This window comes from Herbihabitans rhizosphaerae, assembly GCF_004216555.1.
GTDB classification, from domain to species: Bacteria; Actinomycetota; Actinomycetes; order Mycobacteriales; family Pseudonocardiaceae; genus Herbihabitans; species Herbihabitans rhizosphaerae.
This window is the reverse complement of sequence record NZ_SGWQ01000005.1, coordinates 400718-424992: the sequence shown is the minus strand read 5'-3', so window position 1 is coordinate 424992 and position 24275 is coordinate 400718. Positions and strand designations below refer to the sequence as shown.

The window sequence follows — 24275 nt, the reverse complement described above, 5'->3', positions numbered from 1 at the left end:
AACCCGAAAAGGTGATTCAGCGGGCTCAATCCCGCCGTGGCCCGATGTCGGCGTCACTCCATCGCGAACATCGAACCCGGGTTGAACAGGTTCTCCGGGTCCAGCGCCGCTTTGATCGACCGGTGCACGCGCATCCCGATCGGGCCGATCTCGCGCTCCAGCCAGTCGCGCTTGATCTTGCCGATGCCGTGCTCCCCGGTGACCGTGCCGCCGAGCGCCAGGCCGGCCTCCAGGATCTCGCCGAACGCCAGGTGCGCCCGCTCGAACTCGTCGGTCGAGGTCGGGTCGTACACGATCGTCGGGTGCATGTTGCCGTCGCCGGCGTGCCCGACCACGGCGATCCGCAGCCGACGATCCGCGGAGATCCGCTCGCAGGCCGCGATCAGCTCGCCGATCCTGGTCCGAGGCACGCACACGTCGTCGGTGAGCCAGGCGCCGTACACCTCCAACGCCGACAGCACGGCCCGGCGCGCGGTCAGCAGCATCCGCCCCTCGGCCAGGTCGTAGGTGGTGTGCAGCAGGTCGGCGCCGCTGTCGGCGCACACCTGCTCGATCGCGGTCAGCTCCCGCCGGGCCGCCTCGCCGCCCGCGTCGGACTGGCAGATCAGCAGCGCGGCACACCCCTTGCCGGCGCCGATCTCCATCTTCAGGTGCTCCTCGACGGCGGCGATCGAGGTGGCGTCCATGATCTCCATCAGCGACGGCACGACGCCCTCGCGCACGATCCGGGCGACCGCGGCGCCGGCCGACTCGGTGGCGTTGAACGCGGCGACGAGCGTGCCGGGCGCCTGGGGCAGCGGCCGCAGCGCGAGCGTGGCCTGGGTGATCACGCCGAGGGTGCCCTCGCTGCCGATGAACAGTTTCGTCAGGTCGTAGCCGGCCACGCCCTTCACGGTCCGCCGCCCGGTGCGCAGCAGTGACCCGTCGGCCAGGACCACGTCGAGCCCGAGCACGGAGTCGGTGGTCACGCCGTACTTCACGCAGCACAGCCCGCCCGCGTTGGTGGACAGGTTGCCGCCGATCGTGCACCAGTCGTAGCTGGACGGGTCCGGCGGATAGAACAGCCCGTGCTTCTCCACCGCGCCGCGCAGGTCCAGGTTGATCACGCCGGGCTGCACGACGGCGAGCCGGTTGTCCGGGTCGATCTCCACGATCTCGTCGAGCTTGGTGGTGACCAGCACGACGCAGCCGTCGATCGCGTTGGCCGCACCGGTCAGTCCGCTGCCGGCGCCGCGCGGCACGATCGGCACCTTCGCCTCGGCGCACGCGCGCACGACCGCCTGCACACCGGGAACGTCATCGGGCAGCGCGACCGCGAGCGGGCTGCCGGACGGCGCCAGCGGCATCATGTCGCGCGCGTAGCTGTCGGTGACGTCGGCGTCGGTGAGCACGGCGTCGGGACCCAGCTCGGCCCGCAGGCGCTCGACAAGACTGATCACCCACCGACCGTATGCCCTCGCCGAGCCTGAATGCCACGGCGAGCCCTGGGGGTTCTGGCGCGCGGGCTGGGGACTGTAGGGGTGTCCGGGCTCCTCGGCGCGGGAGACCGTAGAACTATGTCGCTGATCACATTTCCCGGAATCACTCAGGGTGGCGAGGTGCCGGCTCTGAATCGGTCCGCCACGCGTCGCTGCGCCGTTTCGGTCCCCTTCGCGCTCACGCTCGTCACCATCGGTGCGATCAGTGGTGCAACCAACCGATTTGTCATACGTCAGACAACAAACGAACGGACGGCGCGGAAACGACGGAGATCGACCTACAGTTCTTGTATTCGGTTAGTTGTCGCGTCAATGAAGACGGGGTGACGGGAGGCGATGAGCATGACCGCGTTGCCGAGCAGCCCGAGCCTGGAGAGCCGGGCGCTGGCCATGTTGCTCAGTCCGAGCCTCCGCGTTCTCCTGGAGAACGCGCCGTACAACGGGCTCACCAGGCGCCTCGTCCGTGAGGCATTCGACCGGTTCGGCGGCGGCCCGGTGCCGCGCGGCGCCACCATCCGCCCGATCGCCGAGACGTTCGACGACAACCCGGTGCGCGGCCTGTGGATCACCGCCCGCGAGGCCGACCCGGCCGCCGGGGTGATGCTGTACCTGCACGGCGGCGGCTACGTGTTCGGCTCGCCCAACTCGCACCGCCGGCACGCCGTGCGGATGTCGGCGACCAGCGGGCTGCCCGTGCTGTCGCTGGACTACCGCAAGGCGCCCGAGCACCCGTTCCCCGCCGCGCCCGACGACGCGCTGACCGCCTACCAGTGGCTGCTGGCCCGCGGCTACGCGCCGAGCCAGATCGTGGTTGCCGGCGACTCGGCCGGCGGCCACCTCGCCGCCACCCTGCTCGGCGACCTGAGCCGCAAGCGCATGCCGATGCCGGCCGCCGCGGTGTTCCTGTCGCCGTGGACCGACCTCACCTGCGCGGAATTGCCGGACCGGGACAAGGAGTGCCGCGACCCGTACATCCCGCCGAGCCGCGCGCTGGAGTGCGCGATCGGGTACGCCGGCGACACGCCGATGACCCACCCCCGGCTGAACGTGCTGAGCAGCAACAAGCGCCGCTGGCCGCCGACGTTGATCCAGGTCGGCGCGCGCGAGTGCCTGCTCGGCGACTCCGAACGGCTGGCCAAGTCGATCTCCGACGCGGGCGCGCCGGTCGAGCTGCAGGTGTGGCCGGGTCAGGTGCACGTGTTCCAGGCACTCGCGCCGTTGATCTCCGAAGGACGTGCCGCGATGCGCTACGTCGGCGAGTTCCTCGGCAAGGTTCTGGAGCCCGCCGTGGCGGCGACTGCCTAGCACCTTCGTGAACACGCCGACACGATCGGGGCGGCGCCACGTAGGCTGCGGTGGTGACTTTCGCGCACGGAGAATCCAGCGCGGTGGCCATCGCATCTCTTTCGGACGCTGGTCCGCTCATGGTGTGGGTCATCGTGCTGAGCTTCGTGTTCGCCGAGTGCGCCTTCATCGTGGGCCTGTTCCTGCCCGGTGACTCGCTGCTGTTCACCGCCGGCGTGGTGCTCGCGCAGGGCGCGAATGAGGGCCACGCCTGGGCGTTATCGGTGGTGGCGACGGTGGTGGCGGTACTCGGCAACCAGCTCGGGTACTACATCGGCCGCAAGACCGGCACCGCGCTGATCGCCCGGCGGGGCGGGAAGGTCCTCAACCACGAGAACCTCGCCCGCGCCCGCGAGTTCCTCGACCGGCGCGGCTTCTGGGCGATCGTGCTGGCCCGCTGGATCCCGTGGATCCGCACGCTGGCGCCGATGATCGCGGGCGCGGCCAAGATGGACGCGCGCCGGTACATGCTGGCCACCTCGATCGGCGCGATCCTCTGGGTGCCGACGCTGGTGCTGATCGGCTACTACGGCGCGGGCCTGCTCGACGTGCTGCCGTGGCTCAAGCCGCTGGCGCTGTGGGGCAGCATCGCGTTCTTCGTGCTCGGCACCGCGTACGGCGTGTGGCGCTACCGCCAGGAGATGCACCGCCCGGTGGACAAGCCCGCGCCGGCCACCAGCGAGTAGCTACCCGCGGATCGCCGTGTTGATCAGCCGCTTCATGGCCTCACCGGACCCGGCCCGCCGTCCCAGGGCTCGCCGCGTCTCCGGCGGGCTGGCCGCTCGGGCGCCGGTTGCCCCGATCGTGACAGTGGTGCCCGTGAGGGTGATGACGACGCCGATCCGGCGCCATGATCGAAGTGTCATGCCCCGACCGTCGCGCGGCCGCGCTGAGAGGAGCCGCTGGGAGGAGCCCGAGCCTCGGCGCACCATCAGCTCGGAGCGGCCGCCCACAGTTCGAGCTGGATCCCGTCCGGGTCGCGGAACACCACGACCGCGGCGCCCGTGGAGGTGTGCTCGGCGGTGACCGGGGAGAACGTCACGCCGTGCTCGGTCAGCCGCTCGGCCCAGTCGTCCAGCGACTTCTCGTCCGGCACGGAGAAGGACAGGTGATCGAGGCCGGGGTGGGACTCGTCGAAGCCGACTCGATCGGACACCGGGTGCTGCACCAGCGCGAGCACGATGCCGATGCCGGGACCGCGCAGTAACACCTTGCGCAGCGCGCCCTCACCGCCGTCGACCCGCTCGAACTCGGTGAACCCGAGGACCCGCTCGTACCACGGGACACTGCGGTCCACGTCGGTGACGGTCAGGCTGACATGGTGCACACCGGTCAGCGCGGGCATCGGCGGACCCCCTTCCTGTGCGCCCGAACGTTCGTGTTGCTGTGTTCGCAATAGTGCCGCAGTGGTCGCTCGGTGTCGGCCGTCGTTACTCGATCTTTGGCAGGACGAGATCCGCTTTCACCGCGGTGGGGTTCACCCGATCGGCGTTCACCTGGTCGGAACCGTGCGCCCAGTCTCGTGCGGCCGACGCCGGTTGGCCCAGCGCGAGCCGCCGTTCGACCAGCCACGAGCGCCGCTCGTTCTCGTCCGGCGCGAGGAACCACACCTCGTCGAGCAGCGCCCGCACGTCGGACCACGGCGGCTCGTCCAGCAACAGATAGTTACCTTCGGTGATCACCAGCGGGGTGTTCGGCTTGACCGCGATCGCGCCCGCGATCGGCTCCTCGATCTCCCTGCGAAACTCCGGCGCGTACACCACGCCGTCCGTGTTCTTGATGCGCCGCAACAGGTTCACGTACCCAGCGGCGTCGAACGTGTCCGGCGCGCCCTTGCGGCCCGCGCGTCCCAGCCGCTCCAGCTCGGCCTGCGCGAGGTGGAACCCGTCCATCGGCACGCACACCACCTGATCACCCAGTGTGTGCACCAAACGGTCGGTCAGGGTGGACTTGCCGGCACCCGGTGGCCCGCACACGCCGAGCAGCCTGCGGCCACCTCTGGCGGCGAGTGCCGCCGCGCGATCCCGCAGTTCGTCGAACGTGGTCACCGCTCAGAAGCCGCCGCTGATCGGGAGCACGGCGCCGGTCACAAAACTCGCGGCGGGTGAGAGCAGCCACACGATTCCCTCGGCGATCTCCTCCGGTGTGCCGGCCCGGCCGAGCGGGATCAGCGGCGCCATCCGGTCGAGACGATCGGGCATTCCGGCGGACGCGTGCAGATCGGTCGCGACCAGTCCGGCCGCCACCGCGTTGACCCGGATCCCTTCCGCCGCGACCTCTTTGGCCAGCCCGATGGTCATCGTGTTCACCGCTGCCTTGGACGCCGCGTAGGTCACCCACTCGTTCGGCGATCCCCGGTCGGCGGCGGTCGAGGACAGGTTCACGATCACGCCGCCCTGGCCGCCGTAGCGGGTCGACATGCGCCGCACGGCCGCCCGCGCGCACAGGAACGTGCCGGTGACGTTCACGTCGAAGACCCGGCGCACCACGTCCACGTCGTAGGAGTCCAGCCGGCCGGGGGTGTTGCCGGTGACCCCGGCGTTGTTGACCAGGGCGGCCAGCGGACCGTGCGCGGTTGCCGCGTCGAACAGACTGTCCACATCGGACTCGACGGACACGTCCGCGCGCACCGCGATCGCCTTGCCACCGGCGCGCTCGACGTCGGCCACCACCCCGTTCGCGGCATCGGCGTCACCCGCGTAGTTCACGACCACGCGATATCCGCTCTGCGCGGCGAGCCGGCACGTCGCCGCACCGATTCCCCGCCCACCACCGGTCACCACCACGACGCCGTTCACGGCCGAATCATCGCACCCGGCCTTATCCCGCCAACACGCCCCGCCGCCTCAGACTTGACAACCGCACAAACCCCCGTTGGCGTACTTTAGCCCGCTAAAGTCCCCGAGCCGCAGCAAAGGTGCAGGTCAGAGCGTTGCTGGAGAGGCGGGGGAACGTGAAGGTGCTGCACGTCTGGGGTCGTGCGGCGGCGGAGTCACACTCACGGGGCGCGGCGGTGGCTCAGGTGCGCTCCAGGAGGGCGGCCGCCTCGAACAGCGTCCAGCCGGACAGCTGCACGGACAGGTCGCGCTCGGCCACCTCGCTCCCGGTGGACCGCGGCGCCATCGCCGGCTCTGTCCATTGTGGACTGATCAGCGGTCCGCCGGTGACCACGCCGCGGTTGCGCCACGCCGCCTCGGCCGACGCGAACACCACGCCCGCGGCCAGCTCACCGAACTCGGATCCCATGGCGGGCATGCGAAGCGCGGCCTGCGCGAGGTAGCGCGCGGTGATCCCGGCGAACAGCCCGCCGTCCCCGCCGCCCTGCCCGTGCAGCACACCCTGATCACTGAGGTACTCGGCCACCGCGCTGATCGTCCGCTCGGCCCGCCGCACGTTGATCCGCTGCTGGTGGCCCAACTCGGCCAGCTCGAGGCACGCGCCGAGGAACGCGCCCTGGCAGTAGGTGTAGATCGCGGTCTCGATCCCCCGGATACCGCCGTCCGGCGAGACGTGCAGGCCGTCGTGCAGCAGGCCGGTACCGCGATCGAGCAGCAGCTCCTCCATCCAGTCGACCATCGCGATCGCGCGCTGCGCGTCCACCCGCTCGTCGGCCAGCCGGGCCCACCTGGCCAGCAGGATCGCCGCGGGCGCGTTGGCCGGCACGTTCTTGAAGTCGTCGCCGCGCCGCCACCAGATGCCGCCGCCCGCGTGGTCGGTCCACCCGTCCCGAAGCTGTTCGAGTAGCTGCCGGATCGGCACCTCGCACGGCAGGTAGATCTCCGTCTCGGCGCGCAGCAGCGCGAGTCCGAGCCAGGCCATGTCGTCGTAGTAGTCGTTGGTCCACGAGCGGCCGTTGCGCCGTCGGATCCCGCGCATCAGCCGCTCGATCATCGTCACGCGGGCCGGCACCGGATGCCGCAGTTGCGCGTCGACGAGGCAGTCCAGCAGGTGCGCCTGCCACCAGTAGTTCCAGTGCCGGTGCAGGTGCGTGCCGACCGACGGCGGCCAGTGCGCCATGCCGAGCACGGTGCGCGGCATGCCCCAGACGTGGCGCAGGTGCCTGGTGTACACCGCGCGCTCGACGACGCCGGCACGCGCCGACCACAGCAGCGGGTGCCCGTTGTCGTCGAGGATTCCGGGATCTTCGACTTCCCTGGTCACCAGATCATCGTGCGCCCTGGATCGGTACCGAAGCCTCGACGAGCGGAGGAGAAACAACCGACCGGGCTAACACCGTCCTTCGTGCGCACATATGGTGATCACCAGGCGTTGTCGAGGTCGGCGTGCTGGCGCACCCAGGCGTGCATGACGATCCCCGACGCGACCCCCGCGTTGATCGATCTGGTCGAGCCGAACTGGGCGATCGACAGGTGTAGATCGGCCGCGTCGCCGGCCTCCTCGGACAGGCCGGAGCCCTCCTGGCCGAACAGCAGCACGCATCGCTTCGGCAGCTCGGCGGTCTCCACCGGACGCGCGCCGGGCGTGTTGTCCACCGCCACGAGCGCCAGCCCCTCGGTCCTGGCGAACTCGGCCAAAGATGACACGTCCGGGTGGTGGTGAACGTGCTGGTAGCGGTCGGTGACCATGGCGCCCCGGCGGTTCCACCTTCGCCGGCCGACGATGTGCACCGCCCGCGCCAGGAACGCGTTCGCGGTGCGCACCACGGTGCCGATGTTCAGGTCGTGCCGGAAGTTCTCGATCGCCACGTGGAAGCCGTGCCGGCGCTGGTCGAGGTCGGCGATCACGGCCTCGCGCCGCCAGTACCGGTAGGCGTCGACCACGTTGCGCCGGTCGCCGTGCTCGAGCAACTCGGGGTCGTACCGGTCGTCGGCCGGCCACTCGCCCGGCCACGGCCCGACGCCGATCTCCACACCGGAACTCCACTCGGTGGGTCCGGCTTCGTCGTCACTCACCCGGCGGTGGCCACCTTGTCAGGCGTGTTGCTCCCGTTCGAGCCGCGGCGGCGGCGCCACAACACGAACGCGCCGACGTAGGAGACGATCAACGCCACGAACGCGATCACCGCGACCGCGGGCAGCCACGAGCGCGGGATCAGGTCGTCGTAGATGTAGTACTCGTTGAAGCCGCCCGGCAGTGAGCTGAGCCCCTGCTGGTGGCGGAAGTGGTCCTCGAGCGCGGTCAGCGGGCACGGCAGCCCGAGCGCCGGGACGTTGATCGCCACGCCCCACAGGGCGAAGAAGATGTGCACGAAGATCGACTTTGGCCACTTCCACGCCAGGAAGCCGCCCAGCCCGATGTAGATCAGGGCGATGAAGTGCACGACGACGGTGGCGGACGCAAGCACCCCAGCCATACGGCGGTCCTCCCGCGCGGTGTGTCGGTGCGGCCCAGATTACCCCAGCCGGGTGACGCCGCACCGACCACCGGCGAGCGCTACTTCCCGGCGCCGGCCCTCTCGCGCAGGACCGCGTCCAGGGAGTCGAACATGTACGTCGAACCGCCCTCCCAGGACGGCACGGCCTCCGCGCCCTTCGCCGGTGCGTAGAGCCACCAGATGTTGCCCCACGGGTCGCGCAGACGCGCCAGGTCCTCGCCGCCGTAGAACGGGGTGACCTCGGTGATCACCGCCGCGCCCCGGGCGACGGCGCGGTCCAGCACCTCCTGCGCGTCGCGCACGTAGACCTGCAGCAACGCGGGCATCACGGGCCAGCCCGGCTGCGCGTCGGCCAGCAGGAGCACGGAGTCGCCGATCGCTACCTCGGCGTGGATCAGCGACCCGGACGGCATCGGGGTCCGCGCCTCGGCGCGTTCCACGCCGTCGAAGACCTCCTGGACGAAGGTGATCAGGTCCGCGGCGCCGTCGACGATGGCGAACGGGTTGAGGGTGCGCTCACCGCTGGGCAGGTCGGCTCCGGTACGGACGACGGGTGACATGTGGTGCTCCATCTCTCGATTGCTTCGGAACACCGAACGTAGAAGCGATGTAGGGCGGAGCCGGTCCTAGTTCAGACCGAGATCGTCCAGCCCGAGCAGATACCGGTACTCCAGCCCGCGCGCCTCGATCGCCTCGCGCGCACCGGTGTCGCGGTCCACCACGGTGGCCACGCCGACCACGCGCGCGCCGGCCTCGGTGAGCGCCTCCACGGCGGCCAGCACACTGCCGCCGGTGGTGGACGTGTCCTCGACGGCGAGCACCCGCTGGCCGGCGACCTCGATGCCCTCGATGCGCCGCTGCATGCCGTGCTCCTTGGCCGACTTGCGCACCACGAACATGTCCAGCACCTCGCCGGCCGCCGCCGCGGCGTGCATCATCGCCGCGGCGACCGGGTCGGCGCCGAGGGTGAGCCCGCCGGCCGCGACGTAGTCCCAGTCGGCGGTGAGCTGGCGCAGCAATCGCCCGATCAGGGGAGCGGCCGCGTGGTGAAGGGTCGCCCTGCGCAGATCGACGTAGTAGTCGGCCTCCTTGCCGGAGGAGAGCACGACGCGGCCGTGCACCACGGCCAGTTCGGTCACCAGCCTGGCCAGCTCGGCCTTGGCTGACGCGTCCACGACGGATCCGGTTCGCACGGGCGTCAGCCTCTCACGGCCACCTGCCACCAGCCCGGCAGAACCGCCGTGACACCGCTTACTGCTCGTGCTGCCCGCCGGGGAACAGGTGCCCGCCCCAGACGTGCTCCGGAATGCGCTCGATGATGTCGATCAGATAATCGGCCGTACCGAGAATCTCCATGACGTCCATGTGATCGGGGCGCGGGTGCCAGGTGTACAGGTTGTTCCCCTCGAACCGGAACGGCCAGTCGTATTCCATGGCCCGCTGGTCCTCGAGAAGAAAGCCCATCACCTCGTCGGTGAGCACGCTCCTGGCGAATTCCGAATCGCGCTTCTTCGCCTTCACCTTGAAGGTCTTGTCGAATGTCGGGCTGTCCATGTTCAGGTCGAGGAGACTGTCACCCATCCAGCCTTCCTTGGACACCGTCAGCACCGGGAACTCCTGCGGCAGCAGGATGTTCACCACCATGTAGCGGTCGATCCGCAGCTCGTGGTGCACCGACCGGGAATCGGCGTCGAAATCGAAGTCGTGGTCGTGGTAGCGCTCCTCGCGCTCGGTGTACCGGTGGAAGTAGTGGAACGACTCGACCTTCTTCCAACGGTGCCCGCCGCGCATCGCGTGCCACGCCTCGTTGCCGACCCGAGAACGGTAGCCGGGAATTCCGGGAAAGCGATCCGCCCATTCGTCGTTGCGGAACATGTATTCCCAGCCGTACTGGTCGGACCACTGCGCGAGCGGCCCGTCGTGATGCGCGACCTTTTCCGGCTTCTTGCCGAACACGCCGTCCAACAGCCCCATGATTCCTCCCTTGTCAGGTGCGATCTCGCCCTGCGGCGACCTTCCCCATCAGCATCCGCAACAGCGGCCGCGGCAACTGCCGGCCGATGCCGGCGATCAATTTCCACTGCGCCCCCGGCACCGAGACCACTCTGCCGCGACGCAGGTCGGCAAGGCAGTCGGCGACCACGCGATCCGCCTGCAGCCACAGCATGTCGGGGATCTTGCCGGTGTCCTTGTCACCCGCCCGGTCGTGGAACTCCGTACGGGTGAACCCGGGAATGAGGGCGAGCATTCGCACCCCGCTGCCGGCCAGCGACGCGGCCATGCCCTCGGAGAACGTGGTCACCCATGCCTTGGTCGCCGAGTAGGTGGCGCCGGTGCCGGGGAAGAACCCGGCCACGCTGGACACGTTGACCACCGCACCCGAGCCGCGCTCGATCATCCCGGGCAGCGCGGCCCTGGTCAGCCGCAGCACCGCGGTCACGTTCACGTCCAACTGCGATTGCAGCAGGTCCGGGTCGGCGTCGGCGAACGAGCCCCGGGTGCCGAAACCGGCGTTGTTCACCAACAGGTCGACGGTGTGGGCCGCGAGGTACTCCTCCACCCGCGCCCGGCCGTCCACAGTGGACAGATCGGCGGGCAGCGCGGTGGTGCGCACGCCGTGCTCGTCGGCCAGCTCCGCGCCGAACTCGTCAAGGCGGGACGCGGTGCGGGCGACCATGACCAGGTCGTACCCGTCGGCGGCCAGCCGCCGTGCGAAGGCGGCGCCGATTCCTGCGGTTGCCCCGGTGACGAGCGCTGTCGACATGCGAGCCACCGTAGCCGCTGGCGCGCGCTCCGTGCGCTCAGTCCACCGGATTGTCCCGATCGTGCCGGGCCGGCGGCAGCTCATCGACCGGGTCGCGCTCGGCGTCGAACGGGTCGAGCACGTCGGCCACCTCGCCGACCCCGCGCAGCAGCCGCTCCAGCCGCACCGGGTTGGTATGCGCGGGCGCGGCGGCGAGCACCCAGCCGTCCTCCAGCCACACCACGGTGATGTCGCCGCCGAGGTCGTCCGCGGCGGTCGCGAGGTTCTCGCTGATCAGCGGGCGGGCGGCGGTCATGTCGGACACGAACGCGTACCGCTGGCCGACCGGCCCGAGCAGATCGGGCATCTCGTCGCGCTGGAACGGCACGCTCGGCAGCCACAGCTCGAGCACCACGCGGTGCTCCCTGCGCAGCTCCACACCCACGATCACGGTGCTCACCCGGCCGTTCTGGTCCAGGTCGAACACGCACACGCGGCGCCGGCCGTCCGCGGTGAACGTCGTGCCGGACACGACGTCGCGCGCGTTGCCGAGCCCGTAGTACGCCAGCGCGCCGGCCTGCCAGCGGGTCGGCAGCACCTGATCGTGCTCGGTGAACTGCCAGCCGCGCAGGCCGGCCCAGTTGCGGCGCTCGCGGTTGCGCGAGGTCACCGTGGCGCGCTCGCGCAGCAACAACGCCACTCCCGCCACCGCCGCGACCGCGGCGACAACGAACCAGAGCCAAGCCGGTACGCCCACGAGGTGCAGCCTAGTGCCGAACCCGTTCCGAAGATCACAGGCCGTGCACCGTGTCAGACTCGGGCGCATGGAGGCGCTCCCGTGCGGTCACGTCGCGTTGGCGGGGACCGGGCGGATGTGCGCTCACCTGGCCGGGCGCGAGGAGGCGCCGTTCTACGCACACCTCACCGGGAACGGGCTGGAGTTCGATCTCCGCTGCCCGGACTGCGATACGGCGACCACGCCACCGGAGTTACTCACCGTGTGCGAGGGCTGTGTCTCCAGGGTGACCGCCGACGGCACCCTTGACGAGCTGCTCGGCTGGCGCGGCGAGCCGGGAGTGGCCGAGCGGTTGGAGCCGGCCGACCTGACGGTGCGCGACGAGCCGGTGCGTGACGACGTGCTCGACCTCGCACCGTGCGGCTCGGATTGGTTGCTGCTGCGGGAAAATCCGGTTCGACTGTCCACTGTGGACGGATCGCGCGAGATCGAGGTGCCGGTCGCCTTCGACGAGCCGCCCGGGTTCCGGGGGCAGCACGCACCGCGAGGCGCACTGCACGCGAGCCGGTCCGGCAGGTTCGCCGCCGTGGTCACCGACCACGGCCAGCGGGGCGTCGTGGTGAACCTTCACACCGCCAAGGTCACCCTTTCGATGGACCGTGGCACCGCGCACGTCGAGCAGACCTCGTTCCCGTTGGCCTTCCTGGAGATCGGTGGCCGCGAGGTGGTGGCGCACGGCACCGACTGGAACCGGGTGGACCTGTCCGACCCGGAGACCGGCGAGCCGCTCACCCCGCGCGAGCACGAGCGGCACCACCTCGACTACTTCTACGGCGCGCTGCGTGCCTCGCCGGACGGGCGGTGGCTCGCCTCGGACGGCTGGGCGTGGAGCCCGGCCGGCCTGCCCTGCTCGTGGAACGCCGAGCGCTGGCTGACCGAGAACGTGTGGGAGTCCGAGGACGGCCCGACCCGCCGGTGGCTGTGTCAGCGCTGGTACCACTGGAATACCGGCATGTGCTGGCTCGGCGACCACACGCTCGCGATCACCGGCATCGGACCGGACGACGAGATCATGATCGACGGCGTGCGGATCTTCGACGTGTCGACCGGCGCCGAGGTGCGGCGCTTCGCCGGTCCACGCGGCCGGCTGCTCAGCGACGGGCACCGGCTGTACTCGGTGGACGAGTCCGGCAGCACCGCGTGGGATCCGCTCACCGGCGAGAAAACCCTTGTGCTGGACGGGTTTCACCCGTCGCGGTGGCACCCGGAGACGGGCGAGCTGGCCGGTGTCACGCCTTGCCGAGCCGGATCACCGCGCTCGTTCCGTCGATGGCGACCACCGCGATCGTCATCTTGTTGATGGTCGACGGACCGCCCTGATCCGGCCGCTGCTCACGCGCGTTGACCACCGTTCCGGACGGGCTGACCCCGCCGAAGTCGACGCCGTCCGGCGCGACCGTGATCGTCATCGTGGCGAGGCCGACGTTTCTGGTGAACGTGATGCTTGCCTGGCCGACGACCAGAACCTCGCAGACTCCGTCCGAGCACGCGCGGATGTTCGAGCCGTCCTCGGTCGGCGGGAGCGGCACCTTCGGCTTGGGCGTCACCACCGGCGGCGGTGGCACGGAAGTCGTTGTCTGGCTTGGCATCGCGGACGACATGGTGACCGGCGGCGGCGCGCTGGACGACGACGCGGCGCCGTCGCCGGACGAGCCACAGCCCACCGCCGAAACCAGTACGAATGCCGTTATCGCCATTCGCCGTGCGAATCGAGCCGCCATTTCCACCCCGACTGTGCGCAGTTCTCCCGACAGCGCGCGAATACTAGCGAGGCAATTCCGGGAGGGGTCCCGCGCGCATCGGCGGGAACCGGACAGCGCGCCGGCGACTCTCACCGGCAACGAAAGGACGCCGCATGCGCACCCGACTCGCCGCCACCGTGGTCGTGCTGGCCATGGCCACGGCCGCCGGTTGCACGGGCACGGACTCCGATCCGGTCAGCACACACCGCCGCCGGCGGCGGCACCGCTGGCCCCGATCAAGTTCGACGGTGTTCCACTGCGGACGGACAAGATCGCCGGCGCGCTGCCGAATGTCGAGAGCGCGGTCATTCGGGGCCGCACCACCGTGGCGGTGTTCACGCACAAGAGCGAACCGGCCCTGACCGCCGTCGACACCCAGACCGGCGCGGTGAACTGGCGTTACCGTGCACGGGAAGGCTCGCTGCTCGGCGGTGACGGCGCGACGCTGGCGTTCGGGCCGGTGTCGTTGCACGTGGTCGGCGCGAACGCCGATGCGGTCATCGTGAAGTACGACAAGGGCGAGGAGCGCGGCATCGCTGCGCTGTCCGGCAAGGACGGCCGGGTGCTGTGGAAGAACGCGCTCCTGCCGGCGACCGGCAAGGACGGGCGGCGAGTCGTCAACGACCCAGCCGCGCTGAGCCTCGCCGACGTGAACGATCACGTCGCCGTCGTCGGAATCCTGCGGTCCGAGCCCGCCCGGCCCGAGGACCGGCGAACGGTCGCCGTCGATCTCGCCACCGGTGCGACGCGCTGGCAGCAGCACGGTGTCCTGCCCACCCGGATCGTGGGCGACACGGTCCTCGCCACGGTACCGATCCCGTACACCGGTCAGGCACCGAAGCGCCTGCCGATCGTGGGGCTCGACCTGGCCACCGGAACGCGGCGGTGGGACCTCACGGCCCGGTACCCGAACGCCGAACCGCGGGCCAGCGCCGGTGGTCTCGCCGTCCTCGCCGTGTTCAGCGGGTCTGGCGACCACCAGCAGAAAGCCGTTGTCCTGCAAGCGAATACCGGTGCCGAGCTGACCGGCTTCGGGGACGCCCAGATCGCGGACTGCGCGGCCGACCAGACGATGATCGCGTGCGTGACCCTGCTCGCCGGCAAGGTGACGTTGTCGACATTGCGGGTGGACGAGCGGGCGATCCAGACCTCGGCGAACACGGTGGCCCCGGTGCTCCACGGCGTCTGGCAGGGCCGGATTTTCGCCGGCCGCGCGATGGTGGATCGCGCGGCCAACGAACTCGGCCCGGCCCCCGGCCGCCTCGTCGCGATCTCGGAGCAGAACGCGATCTTCGCGACCGACGACGGATACGCGGTGCACCGGATCGTCGGGTGACTATTCGGCGCGCGTCACGTCCAGCGCCGAATTGTCGTCGGTGATGTCGACCAGCACCGTGTCCCCGTCGCGGATGTCACCGGACAGCAGCTTGCGGGCGAGCTGGTCGCCGATCGCCGAGGCCACCAGCCGGCGCAGCGGCCGCGCGCCGTACACCGGGTCGAAACCGTTGAGCGCCAACCAGTCGCGCGCCGACGGCGTGACGTCCAGGATGAGCCTGCGGCCGGCCAGCCGGGCCGCGAGCCGCTCCACCTGAATGTCCACAATGGACGTCAGCTCCTCGGTGGCGAGCTGGTGGAACACCACGACGTCGTCGAGCCGGTTCAGGAACTCCGGCTTGAAGTGCCGCTGCACCACCGACATCACCGCGTCGGTGCGCTGCCGCTCGTCCAGGTTGGCGTCCGCGATCACCTGCGAGCCGAGGTTCGAGGTGAGCACCAGGATCGTGTTGCGGAAGTCCACCGTGCGCCCCTGGCCGTCGGTCAGCCGACCGTCGTCGAGCACCTGCAGCAGCACGTCGAACACGTCCGGATGCGCCTTCTCCACCTCGTCCAGCAGCACCACCGAGTACGGCCGCCGCCGCACCGACTCGGTCAGCTGGCCGCCCTGGTCGTAGCCGACGTACCCGGGCGGCGCGCCGACCAGCCGCGCGACCGAGTGCTTCTCGGCGTACTCCGACATGTCGATGCGGATCATGGCCCGCTCGTCGTCGAACAGGAACTCGGCCAGCGCCTTGGCCAGCTCGGTCTTGCCGACGCCGGTCGGCCCGAGGAACAGGAACGAACCGGTCGGCCGGTCCGGATCGGCGACCCCGGCACGCGTGCGCCGGACCGCGTCGGACACCACGCGCACGGCCTCGGCCTGCCCGATCACCCGCGCCTCGAGTGCCTCCTCCATGCGCAGCAGCTTCGCCGTCTCGCCCTCCAGAAGCCGACCGGCCGGAATGCCCGTCCAGGCGGAGACCACGTCGGCCACATCGTCCGGCCCGACCTCCTCCTTGAGCATCACGTCGTCGGCCCGCTCGGCGGCGTTCGCGGCCTCGAGATCCTTCTCCAGCGCGGGAATCCGGCCGTAGCGCAGCTCGGCGGCGCGGCCGAGATCGCCGTCCCGCTCGGCCCGCTCGGACTCGCCGCGGAGCTGTTCGAGCTGCTCCTTGAGTTCCCGGGTCTTCTCGATCGAGCCCTTCTCGTTCTGCCAGCGCGCGGTCAGCCCGGTCAGCGCCTCGCGCTTCTCGGCCAGCTCTTCGCGCAGCGCGTCCAGCCGCTGCTTCGACGCCGGATCGTCCTCTTTGGACAGTGCCATCTCCTCGATCTCCAGCCGGCGCACGGACCGCTCGACCTCGTCGATCTCGACGGGCCGGGAGTCGATCTCCATACGCAGCCGGGAGGCCGCCTCGTCCACCAGGTCGATCGCCTTGTCCGGCAGGAAGCGCGCGGTGATGTAGCGGTCGGACAGCGTCGCGGCGGCGACCAGGGCGGCGTCGGTGATGCGCACGCCGTGGTGCACCTCGTAGCGCTCCTTGAGCCCGCGCAGAATGCCGATCGTGTCCTCTGTGGACGGTTCACCGACGAGTACCTGCTGGAAGCGCCGCTCCAGCGCGGCGTCCTTCTCGATGTGCTCGCGGTACTCGTCCAGCGTGGTGGCGCCGACCATGCGCAGCTCGCCGCGGGCCAGCATCGGCTTGATCATGTTGCCGGCGTCCATCGCACCCTCACCGGTCGCGCCGGCTCCCACGATCGTGTGCAACTCGTCGATGAAGGTGATCACCTGCCCCGCCGACTCGGTGATCTCCTTGAGCACGGCCTTGAGCCGCTCCTCGAACTCGCCGCGGAACTTCGCGCCGGCCACCATCGCGCCGAGGTCCAGGCCCACGACCCGCTTGCCGCGCAACGACTCCGGCACGTCGCCGGCGATGATCCGCTGGGCCAGCCCCTCCACGATCGCGGTCTTGCCGACGCCCGGCTCGCCGATCAGCACCGGGTTGTTCTTGGTGCGCCGGGACAGCACCTGCACGACCCGGCGGATCTCGGCGTCGCGGCCGATGACCGGGTCCAGCTCGCCCTTGCGCGCGCGCTCGGTCAGGTCGACGCCGTACTTCTCCAGCGCCTGGTAGGTGCCCTCCGGGTCGGGGCTGGACACCCGCGCGGAGCCGCGCACCTTGGTGAACGCCTCGCGCAGCGCGTCCGGCGTGGCGCCGTGCCGCCGCAGCAGGTCGCCGACCCGTCCACCTTCGGCGGCGAGCCCGACCAGAAGGTGCTCGGTCGACACGTACTCGTCACCCATCTCGGTGGCGAGCTTCTGCGCGTGAGTGAGCGCCTTCACCGCCTCGGGGTCGAACTGTGGCGCGGACACGGTCGCGCCCGTCGCCGCCGGCAGCGAGTTGACCAGCTGGTCCAGCTCCTTGCCGACCACGCCGGGATCGGCGCCGACCGCGGACAGCAGCGGCGCGGTGAGCCCGTCACCCTGAGCGAGCAGCGCGCCGAGCAGGTGGCCCGGCTTGATGTCCGGGTTGCCGGCGACCGTGGCGGCCTGTGCCGCCGACGAGATCGCCTGCTGTGTCTTCGTGGTCGGATTGAAAGCGTCCATCCCTCACCCTCATCGCCTGTGGTCCATCCGTGTGTCCGCGCGACAGACCGGCACGCCCGCTTCAGCGTGGCGCACCGGCCGTCACATCGCATAACGTTCGAAAAGTTGAGTCTGTTCCGCTCAAGTCTGAACGAGGACCCGACCGCGCAGTTCGCGGGTGCGCGACCCCAGCCGGACCGCGATGGTGACCAGGGAGAACAGCGGCGCGGGATTGCCGAGGAGCACGCTCAGCACGATGTCGGCCAGCACGACGACGGCCGTCACGGCGAACGTGCGCTCCGAGGCGGTCGGCGGCTTCGCCCTGCCCGGAGCCGCCCGGCCCGGCTTGGCCACCGACAGCCAGGTCTGGAACGCCAGCGCACCGACCATCGCGGCGGTGCCGATCACCAGCGCGACCGGCGGCGCGGCCTGGACGTCCCGCGCCGCGGCCGTCGCGTCGTCCAGGGCGTCGGAGAGCAGGAAGATCCCCGCGTACAACTGGACGAGCGTCAGCCCGAACTTGATCCACACCCAGCGGTGCCGGAAGAAACCCCACGAGGTGCTCGCGGCCAGCATGATCCCGGTGAAGGCGGAGGCGTTGGCCAGCACGGCGAGCACGCTCAGGTCGAGGTGGTGCGCCATCGAGGTGGCCGCCACGCGTGTGTCGGGGTCCGCCGTGCTCATCGCCACGCTGAGCAGGCTGGCCAGTGCCAGCGCCTGTCCCATCCAGCCGAGCGAGGTGATCACGTGCAGCGCCACGGTCAACTGCCGCCAGCGCCGTGAATTCTTCGCCATGTGTCCAGGCTGTCGGTGACACTCGGCGGACACATCGGGGAGAACCGGGAGAGTTCCCCTGATGCGACCCCTGGGTAACCGATCGGGTGCTCACCCGGACGGACCAGCGGGTTGTCCACAGTCACCCGGAGTTATCCACAATCCCCAGGACTCTATCCACAGGGGCGTGAACAAGGCTCTCCACAACGACAGAAGGTCACCGACTAGCTCACTCGGACGGCCGAGAGACACCGACCGCCGTCTCGTGCCAGGGGCGCGGGGTGCCCTTGGCCTCGAAGTAGTCGCCGCCCTTGCGCTTCACGTCGTCGGTGCCCCAGTCGCGCGAGCGCGGCACCGGCTGCATCCGCGGGATGTGCTTGCGGCAGTGGATGTAGGCCTCTTCCACCTCGACCACCACCCAGCGCTCCGGGGTGCGCCCTCGAGCGCCGTCGGCGGGCAGCCCGGGATGGTCGACGCGCAGGTCGGCGTCCTCCACGATCCGCGCGCGGCCGTTCACGTGCAGGCCGATCAGGTCCCGCACGAAGTCCAGCATCAGGATCCCGACATGCGGGTTCTCGCTGATGTTGCCGAGGCTCGCCAGCACGCCGTTGCCGCGGTACTCCGGGTAGGCGATGTGCCGCTCGTCGAGCACCTGGAGGAACCCGGCCGGCCCGGCGCGCAGCGAGGCGTCGCACTCGCCGGCGGCGTCGGCCGTGGAGACGAACGCCATCTCCATCCGCCCGACGAACTCCACCATCGTCTCGTTCAGCCGATCGAGTACCTGGTCGTCGTAGAACTTCCGCGCGCGGTCGCGGGTGCCGTAGGCGCACTGCAGCAGGTGCTCGCCGCGCGAGCCGGGCAGCGGCGTCGCGTCGTCGGCCAGCGGGTCGATCAGGTCACGCGGTGGCCCGACGGGTTCGCGCCTGCCCTGAGCCGGTGCCCGAACGGGTGGTGGCGGAGCCGGGGGAGCATCCGCGAGCTCGAGTAGCAGCAGGTCTGGACTTGCGGTACCGGTCGGTGTCGGTGTCTGGGACACGCGCGACACCGTGTCACGGATCGGGTGCTGTTCGCATCTTCGCTGGTAGAGGTCGCCCATTCGTAGGAAACTTTGTAACTCTGTGTTAGCTAAGAACACACGAACGTGTCATCAAGGGGGACACGAAAATAGAATGCGTCTAATGTCCACCCTGTCGGGGGATGGAGGCTTTGAGTAACGTGGCGTCGAAGTGGCGCCCGAAGAGGTGGAGTCAGAAGCCCGACAATGACCGCTGATGCCGTTGTGAGCCCCATCCCCGAGTCGCCGCATGCCGCCGAGCCGCCCGAGGCCGTCGCCACGCTGGTCCGGCTCGTGCGGGAGAGCTTCGCCGCGGTCGAACCACATGCCGAGGCGGTCGCGCGGTTCTTCTACGGGATGCTGTTCAGCCTAGCGCCGGACGCGCGCGAGCTTTTTCCGGCCAACATGCAGGTGCAGCGGTCCCGTTTGTTACGGGCGCTCGTGCACATCGTGCAGATGGTCGACCGGCCCGACGACCTGGTGCCGTTCCTGCGTCAGCTCGGGCGTGACCACCGCAAGTTCGGCGTGGTCACCGCCCACTACGAGGCGGTCGGCATGGCGTTGATCGCGGCGATCAAGCGGTTCGCCGGCGACGCGTGGACCGACGACATCGAGCGCGCCTGGGCCGAGGCGTACACGATCATGGCGCGCGCGATGCTCGAGGCGGCCGCCGCGGACGACGGCCCGGCGTGGTGGCCGGCGTCGGTCGTGGAGCACGAGAAGATCGGCTGGGACCTGGCCGTCGTGCGGGTGCACACCGACTACCCCGTGCCGTACCGGGCCGGGCAGTACCTGAGTGTGGAGATCCCGCAGCGGCCGAGGCTGTGGCGGTACTACACGCCGGCCAACGCGCCGGACGAGGACGGCGTGCTCGAGTTCCACGTGCGCGCCGTGGAGGGCGGCTGGGTCAGCCGCGCGATCGTGTCGCACATCCAGGCCGGCGACATGTGGCGGCTCGGGCCGCCGATGGGTCGCATGACGGTGGACCGCGAGGCCGACGACGACGTGGTGATGGTCGCCGGCGGTACCGGGGTCGCGCCGATGCGGTCGATCATCGACGGGCTGGCGCGGTGGGGCGAGAACCCCCGGGTGCACCTGTTCTACGGCGGCCGCACCCGCGAGGACCTGTACGACCTCGACCACCTGCAGCGGATCGCGTCGACCAACCCGTGGCTGACCGTCGTGCCGGTCACCGAGTCCGACGATCCGGGCATGGAGCACGGCACGCTGGCCGACGTGGTCACCCGCTACGGCGCGTGGGCCGACCGGCAGGTGCTGGTGGCCGGCTCGCCGGCGATGATCCGTTCGACGGTGTCCCGGATGCTGGTCGCCGGCACGCCGCTGGACCGGATCACCTACGACCCGTTCACCTTGGACTGATCATGGACATTCCGGTCGCCGACGGTGTGATCGAGGGCTATCTCGCGCGGCCGGTGCCGTCGGTCTCCGGCGACGGGCCGTACCCGGCGGTGGTGATCGTTCCGGACGTGTCCGGCCTGACCGAGGACGCGCGGGCGCACGCCGACCGGTTCGCCACGGCCGGCTATCTGGCGCTCGCGGTGAACCTGTACTCGCGCGGCGGGCTGGTGCGGTGCATCCGCTCGGTGTTCCGCGATCTCCTCGCCGCGAAGGGCCGGACGTTCGAGGACGTGGACGCGGCCCGATCGCTCTTGGCCGACCGGGACGACTGCACCGGCAAGGTCGGCGTGGTCGGGTTCTGCCTCGGCGGCGGGTTCGCCCTGGTCGCGGCGACGCGCGGGTTCGACGCGGCGGCGCCGTACTACGGGGTCATGCCGCGCGATCTGTCCGTGCTGGACGGCTCCTGCCCGATGGTGGCGAGCTTCGGCCGCAAGGACCCGATGCTGCGCGGCGCGGCGGACACGCTCGAGCGCAAGCTCACTGAGCAGGGAACTCCGCACGACGTCAAGGAGTACCCGGACGCGGCGCACAGTTTCGCCAACCGGCTTCCGGGCGGGCCGTTCAACGTGCTGCTCAAGGTCGCCGGCTTCGCCTACCACCACGAGTCGAGCGAGGACGCGTGGCGGCGGGTGATGGACTTCTTCGGTGACCATCTCGTTTTGGATCGCTGAGTCCAAAACCTGTTACCAAGGCGTTGCGGCACTACATGGTTCAGCGCAACACCGCGATGTTCGAACTGCTGGACGGCCCGAAACCGTTGCGGGACAAGCTGAAGGCGATCTTTCAGCAACTGGTCGCCGAGGAGGTGGTCCGTGATCCCGGCGGCTGCCTGGCCGTGAACACCATGATCGAACTCAGTCCGCGCGACCCGGAGGTGGCCGCCCTGCTCGCACGGGACACCCGCGACCGGTTGGCCGCGCTGAGCACCGCGATCGCCGCCGCCCAGCGCTCCGGCGAGATCACGAACGACCGAACGCCGCGCGAGCTGACACGCATTATGTACTGATCAGTTCAAAACTGGAGAAATCTCGATTCCACTGGCGGTCTACATCCTGGGTGTGGCGATCTTCGCCCAGGGCACCTCCGAGCTGATGCTCGCCGGGCTGCTGATCTCCGGGTTCGCGGTCGGCATGCTGGGCGCACCGGTACTCAACTCGCGGGTGTGCTCGCCCGCCTCCCCGAAATTCCCCAGTATTGTTGTGTTCCCCGGCAAGTGCGGTTTCGCTGTAGCTGCGGTTGCTTGGCACGATCATGAGCACGAGGCCGCCGCTTGACCGCATGAAAGTCCACAGTGGACAGTCAGCGCCGAGGCCCGCGATTCGGCGGCTTCCACACGACGAGCGCGGTCTCCTGGCGGAAGGGAACCAGCTCGTGCCGGTAGGAGCGGTGGATCGCCGCGGCGGACTGCTCGGCGGCGGCGTGCACGGCGGCCAGCTCCTCGGTCAACTCGGCCACCCGGGAGCGCAGCGCGTCGACCTGGTTCTCCAGCTCGATGATCCGCTTGATCCCGGCCAGGTTCACCCCGTCGGACTGGGACAGTCGCTGCACCTCGCGCAGCAGCGCGATGTCGCGCACCGAGTACCGCCGGCCACCACCCGGCGTGCGGCCGGGCGACACCAGACCCTGGCGGTCGTAGCTGCGCAGGGTCTGCGCGTGCATGCCGGACAGCCGCGCGGCGACCGAGATCACGAACACCGGGGTCTCCTCGTTCGCGCCCGGTGGCATGCCTGGCAGGCCCACCATCGCGACTACCTCCCGTCCCGCTTGAGCATCGCGGTCAGATCCGGCCGCGGATCGTGCTTCTCGGTGGCCTTCACGTAGGCCTCCAGCGCCGCCTTCGCCTCGTCGTCCATGTTGGCCGGCACCGCCACCTGCAGGGTCACCAGCAGGTCGCCGGTCGTGCCGTCGCGCTTGGCGATTCCCTTGCCGCGCACCCGAAGCACGCGCCCGGTCGACGTGCCCGGCGGCACCTTCAGCGACACCTGGCCGTCCAGCGTCGGCACGGTGAGCGTGGTGCCCAGCGCCAACTCGGGGAAGGTCACCGGCACGGTCACGGTCAGGTCGGCGCCGGTGCGGCCGAACACCGGGTGCGGCGTCACGTGCACCCGCACGTAGAGGTCACCCGCGTGCCCACCCTGCTGGCCGGGCTCGCCCTGCTCGGCGAGCCGGATCTTGGCCTCGTCGGCGACCCCGGCCGGGATCCGCACGGTCAGCGTGCGCGTCTTGGTGCTCACGCCCGCGCCGGCACATTCCGGGCACGGGTCGTCGATGATCCGCCCGGTGCCCCGGCAGTCGCGGCACGGCTCGCTGAACGAGAACGCGCCCTGACTGCGGCTGACCAGGCCGACCCCGCCACAGCTCGCGCAGGTGCGCGGCGTGGTGCCGGGTTTCGCGCCGGACCCGTGACAGGTGCCGCACTTCGCCGGCGCGGACAGCCGCAGCGGGACCGTCGCGCCGCGCACCGCCTCCATGAAGTCGATGCGCACCTCGGTCTCGACGTCCGCACCGCGCTTCGGGCGGGCCTCCGTGGGGCCGCCACCGGTGCCCCGGCGGAACAGTCCGCCGAGGATGTCGCTGATACCGCCGAACCCGCCGCTGGTCTGCTGCTGCGCGCCGCCGGAGAACAGGTCGCCGAAGTCGAACCCGCCCCCGCCGAGGCCTCCGCCGCCGAGCCCGCCGGAGCCGAACAGCCTGCGCGACTCGTCGTACTGCTTGCGCTTGTCCGGGTCGCCGAGCACGCCGTAGGCCTCGGACACGGCCTTGAACCGCGCCTCGGCCTGCGTGTCGCCCGGGTTGGCGTCCGGGTGCAACTCGCGGGCGAGCTTGCGGTAGGCCTTCTTGATGTCCGCGTCGCCGGCGTCGGAGGAGACGCCCAACTCGCGATAGAAGTCCTTGTCGATCCAGTCCCTCGCACTCATCGGACGCCTCCCCTCCCGGTCACTCGTTCTTCGTCGTGGCGCTCGGATCCTGCTCCGGCGCCGGCTGGAACCAGTCGGCCGCCTCCTCGGCGGGGACCGGCTCGGTCGGCGTGGCGGGGGCCGCCTGGACCAGCGGCTCCTCCGCCTCGACCACCACTGGCGCCTCCGGCTCGTGGTCGGTCACCGCGACCAGCGCGGCGCGCACCACCCGGTCGCCGAACCGGTAGCCGCGGCGCAGCACGCCGGTCACCGTCGGACCGTCCACTTCGGACGAGGTGTTGTGCTGGACCGCCTCGTGCACCGACGGGTCGAACGGCTCGCCCTCGTGGCCGAACGGTTCGAGCCCGGCCCGCTGCAGCGAGTTGCCCAGCTTGTCGGCCACCGACTTGAACGCGCCGGTGAGGTCGCCGTGCTGCTCGGCGCGCTCGATGTCGTCGAGCACGCTCAGCAGTTCGGTCGCCACCTGCGCCTTGGCCGCGGTGATCACGCCCTCCCGGTCGCGGTCGACCCGCTTGCGGTAGTTGGCGTACTCCGCGGTCAGCCGCTGCAGGTCGGCCGTCCGCTCGTCGAGCTGCGTGCGCAACTCGTCGTCGGGTGCCGCCACCTCGGGCGCGGCGCCGGCCGGCTGCGCGGGCTCGGCCGGCGTCGGCTCGGGCGTCGGCCGGACCTGGCCGGTCTGCGGATCGATCTTGCGACGGTCGCGCACGACGACTCGCGGCTCCTCTCCGCCCTGTTGGTCGTGTCCGTGTTCGCTGCCTTGCCCGGGAATCG

At 70.4% G+C, this 24275-nt stretch carries 28 protein-coding genes; 8 read left to right on the top strand and 20 right to left on the bottom strand.

Translation table 11 applies throughout. The annotated features are described in order from the left end of the window. Positions 1-53 precede the first annotated feature (53 nt). Positions 54-1439 carry an FAD-binding oxidoreductase gene (locus EV193_RS18175; RefSeq protein ID WP_130345305.1) on the bottom strand — a complete coding sequence of 462 codons (1386 nt, stop codon included), beginning with the start codon at positions 1437-1439 and terminating at the stop codon, positions 54-56. Positions 1440-1820: 381 nt separating this feature from the next. On the opposite strand from EV193_RS18175, the gene EV193_RS18170 reads away from it, so the two are divergent. Next, on the top strand, positions 1821-2783 hold the full coding sequence (locus EV193_RS18170) for an alpha/beta hydrolase (protein ID WP_165401395.1): 963 nt from the start codon (positions 1821-1823) through the stop codon (positions 2781-2783). 119 nt (positions 2784-2902) lie between these two features. Next, the gene (locus EV193_RS18165; protein ID WP_130345404.1) at positions 2903-3508 is read left to right on the top strand and encodes a DedA family protein; all 606 of its coding nucleotides are present in this window, start codon (positions 2903-2905) and stop codon (positions 3506-3508) included. Here the strand turns inward: EV193_RS18165 and EV193_RS18160 are convergent, their stop codons facing one another. The 12 genes from EV193_RS18160 to EV193_RS18105 form a co-directional block, all read right to left on the bottom strand. After that, the gene (locus EV193_RS18160; RefSeq protein WP_130345303.1) at positions 3509-3688 is read right to left on the bottom strand and encodes a hypothetical protein; all 180 of its coding nucleotides are present in this window, start codon (positions 3686-3688) and stop codon (positions 3509-3511) included. It abuts the gene before it with no gap. Positions 3689-3753: 65 nt separating this feature from the next. Next, on the bottom strand, positions 3754-4167 hold the full coding sequence (locus EV193_RS18155; RefSeq protein ID WP_130345302.1) for a VOC family protein: 414 nt from the start codon (positions 4165-4167) through the stop codon (positions 3754-3756). Between the two features lie 85 nt (positions 4168-4252). Further along, complete coding sequence (locus EV193_RS18150; protein ID WP_130345301.1) at positions 4253-4870, bottom strand: nucleoside/nucleotide kinase family protein; 618 nt, start codon at positions 4868-4870, stop codon at positions 4253-4255. A gap of 3 nt (positions 4871-4873) precedes the next feature. Beyond that, positions 4874-5620: an SDR family oxidoreductase gene (locus tag EV193_RS18145; protein ID WP_130345300.1), complete on the bottom strand. Its 747-nt coding sequence runs from the start codon at positions 5618-5620 to the stop codon at positions 4874-4876. A gap of 220 nt (positions 5621-5840) precedes the next feature. Further along, positions 5841-6983 carry a glycoside hydrolase family 76 protein gene (locus EV193_RS18140; protein WP_423202180.1) on the bottom strand — a complete coding sequence of 381 codons (1143 nt, stop codon included), beginning with the start codon at positions 6981-6983 and terminating at the stop codon, positions 5841-5843. A gap of 98 nt (positions 6984-7081) precedes the next feature. After that, positions 7082-7735, bottom strand: a complete 654-nt coding sequence (locus tag EV193_RS18135) for a TrmH family RNA methyltransferase (RefSeq protein WP_130345299.1) — start codon at positions 7733-7735, stop codon at positions 7082-7084. Beyond that, on the bottom strand, positions 7732-8136 hold the full coding sequence (locus EV193_RS18130) for a DUF2784 domain-containing protein (RefSeq protein ID WP_130345298.1): 405 nt from the start codon (positions 8134-8136) through the stop codon (positions 7732-7734). Before EV193_RS18130 ends, EV193_RS18135 begins: the two co-directional genes overlap by 4 nt. An 80-nt stretch (positions 8137-8216) precedes the next feature. After that, positions 8217-8717, bottom strand: a complete 501-nt coding sequence (locus tag EV193_RS18125) for a VOC family protein (protein WP_130345297.1) — start codon at positions 8715-8717, stop codon at positions 8217-8219. A 66-nt stretch (positions 8718-8783) separates the two neighbouring features. Then, positions 8784-9332 carry an orotate phosphoribosyltransferase gene (gene pyrE, locus EV193_RS18120; protein ID WP_130345402.1) on the bottom strand — a complete coding sequence of 183 codons (549 nt, stop codon included), beginning with the start codon at positions 9330-9332 and terminating at the stop codon, positions 8784-8786. A 76-nt stretch (positions 9333-9408) separates the two neighbouring features. Continuing rightward, the gene (locus EV193_RS18115; RefSeq protein ID WP_130345296.1) at positions 9409-10131 is read right to left on the bottom strand and encodes a DUF3137 domain-containing protein; all 723 of its coding nucleotides are present in this window, start codon (positions 10129-10131) and stop codon (positions 9409-9411) included. A gap of 13 nt (positions 10132-10144) precedes the next feature. After that, positions 10145-10921: an SDR family NAD(P)-dependent oxidoreductase gene (locus EV193_RS18110; protein WP_130345295.1), complete on the bottom strand. Its 777-nt coding sequence runs from the start codon at positions 10919-10921 to the stop codon at positions 10145-10147. Positions 10922-10958: 37 nt separating this feature from the next. Further along, entirely contained in the window at positions 10959-11657 is a 699-nt protein-coding gene (locus EV193_RS18105) for a type III secretion system chaperone family protein (protein ID WP_130345294.1), read from the bottom strand. A 67-nt stretch (positions 11658-11724) separates the two neighbouring features. Between EV193_RS18105 and EV193_RS18100 the strand changes: the two genes are divergently transcribed. Continuing rightward, positions 11725-12996 (top strand): WD40 repeat domain-containing protein, encoded by a 1272-nt coding sequence (locus tag EV193_RS18100; protein WP_130345293.1) that lies wholly within the window; start codon positions 11725-11727, stop codon positions 12994-12996. Here EV193_RS18100 and EV193_RS33380 read toward each other — a convergent pair. After that, complete coding sequence (locus EV193_RS33380) at positions 12926-13285, bottom strand: hypothetical protein (RefSeq protein WP_165401394.1); 360 nt, start codon at positions 13283-13285, stop codon at positions 12926-12928. The genes EV193_RS18100 and EV193_RS33380 overlap by 71 nt on opposite strands. A gap of 322 nt (positions 13286-13607) precedes the next feature. Here EV193_RS33380 and EV193_RS18090 point away from each other — a divergent pair, with 322 nt between their 5' ends. After that, positions 13608-14774, top strand: coding sequence for an outer membrane protein assembly factor BamB family protein (locus tag EV193_RS18090; RefSeq protein WP_165401393.1), 1167 nt, complete (start codon positions 13608-13610; stop codon positions 14772-14774). Here the strand turns inward: EV193_RS18090 and clpB are convergent, their stop codons facing one another. The 3 genes from clpB to EV193_RS18075 all read right to left on the bottom strand — a co-directional run bounded on the left by clpB (position 14775) and on the right by EV193_RS18075 (position 19149). Continuing rightward, complete coding sequence (gene clpB / locus EV193_RS18085) at positions 14775-17360, bottom strand: ATP-dependent chaperone ClpB (RefSeq protein ID WP_130345290.1); 2586 nt, start codon at positions 17358-17360, stop codon at positions 14775-14777. Positions 17361-17480: 120 nt separating this feature from the next. Then, positions 17481-18134: a PIN domain-containing protein gene (locus EV193_RS18080; protein WP_130345289.1), complete on the bottom strand. Its 654-nt coding sequence runs from the start codon at positions 18132-18134 to the stop codon at positions 17481-17483. Between the two features lie 208 nt (positions 18135-18342). Next, positions 18343-19149 carry a pyridoxamine 5'-phosphate oxidase family protein gene (locus EV193_RS18075; protein WP_242613473.1) on the bottom strand — a complete coding sequence of 269 codons (807 nt, stop codon included), beginning with the start codon at positions 19147-19149 and terminating at the stop codon, positions 18343-18345. A gap of 225 nt (positions 19150-19374) precedes the next feature. On the opposite strand from EV193_RS18075, the gene EV193_RS18070 reads away from it, so the two are divergent. Genes EV193_RS18070 through EV193_RS34135 form a run of 4 tightly spaced genes read left to right on the top strand, consistent with a single transcriptional unit; the run spans position 19375 to position 21860 of the window. Beyond that, a complete protein-coding gene (locus tag EV193_RS18070; protein ID WP_207222687.1) occupies positions 19375-20547 on the top strand; it encodes an FAD-binding oxidoreductase in 1173 nt (390 codons plus the stop codon). 2 nt (positions 20548-20549) lie between these two features. Continuing rightward, on the top strand, positions 20550-21257 hold the full coding sequence (locus EV193_RS18065; protein WP_130345287.1) for a dienelactone hydrolase family protein: 708 nt from the start codon (positions 20550-20552) through the stop codon (positions 21255-21257). 35 nt (positions 21258-21292) lie between these two features. Further along, complete coding sequence (locus EV193_RS18060; protein WP_130345286.1) at positions 21293-21592, top strand: TetR family transcriptional regulator C-terminal domain-containing protein; 300 nt, start codon at positions 21293-21295, stop codon at positions 21590-21592. 52 nt (positions 21593-21644) lie between these two features. Then, positions 21645-21860 carry a hypothetical protein gene (locus EV193_RS34135; RefSeq protein ID WP_242613472.1) on the top strand — a complete coding sequence of 72 codons (216 nt, stop codon included), beginning with the start codon at positions 21645-21647 and terminating at the stop codon, positions 21858-21860. Positions 21861-21885: 25 nt separating this feature from the next. Here the strand turns inward: EV193_RS34135 and EV193_RS18050 are convergent, their stop codons facing one another. From EV193_RS18050 to grpE, 3 genes are read right to left on the bottom strand one after another with little or no spacing between them, the layout of a single operon-like run. Next, entirely contained in the window at positions 21886-22329 is a 444-nt protein-coding gene (locus EV193_RS18050; RefSeq protein ID WP_130345285.1) for a heat shock protein transcriptional repressor HspR, read from the bottom strand. 5 nt (positions 22330-22334) lie between these two features. After that, positions 22335-23504: a molecular chaperone DnaJ gene (gene dnaJ, locus EV193_RS18045; RefSeq protein ID WP_130345284.1), complete on the bottom strand. Its 1170-nt coding sequence runs from the start codon at positions 23502-23504 to the stop codon at positions 22335-22337. Positions 23505-23523: 19 nt separating this feature from the next. After that, positions 23524-24273, bottom strand: a complete 750-nt coding sequence (gene grpE / locus EV193_RS18040) for a nucleotide exchange factor GrpE (protein WP_207222700.1) — start codon at positions 24271-24273, stop codon at positions 23524-23526. Between the last annotated feature and the right edge of the window lie 2 nt (positions 24274-24275).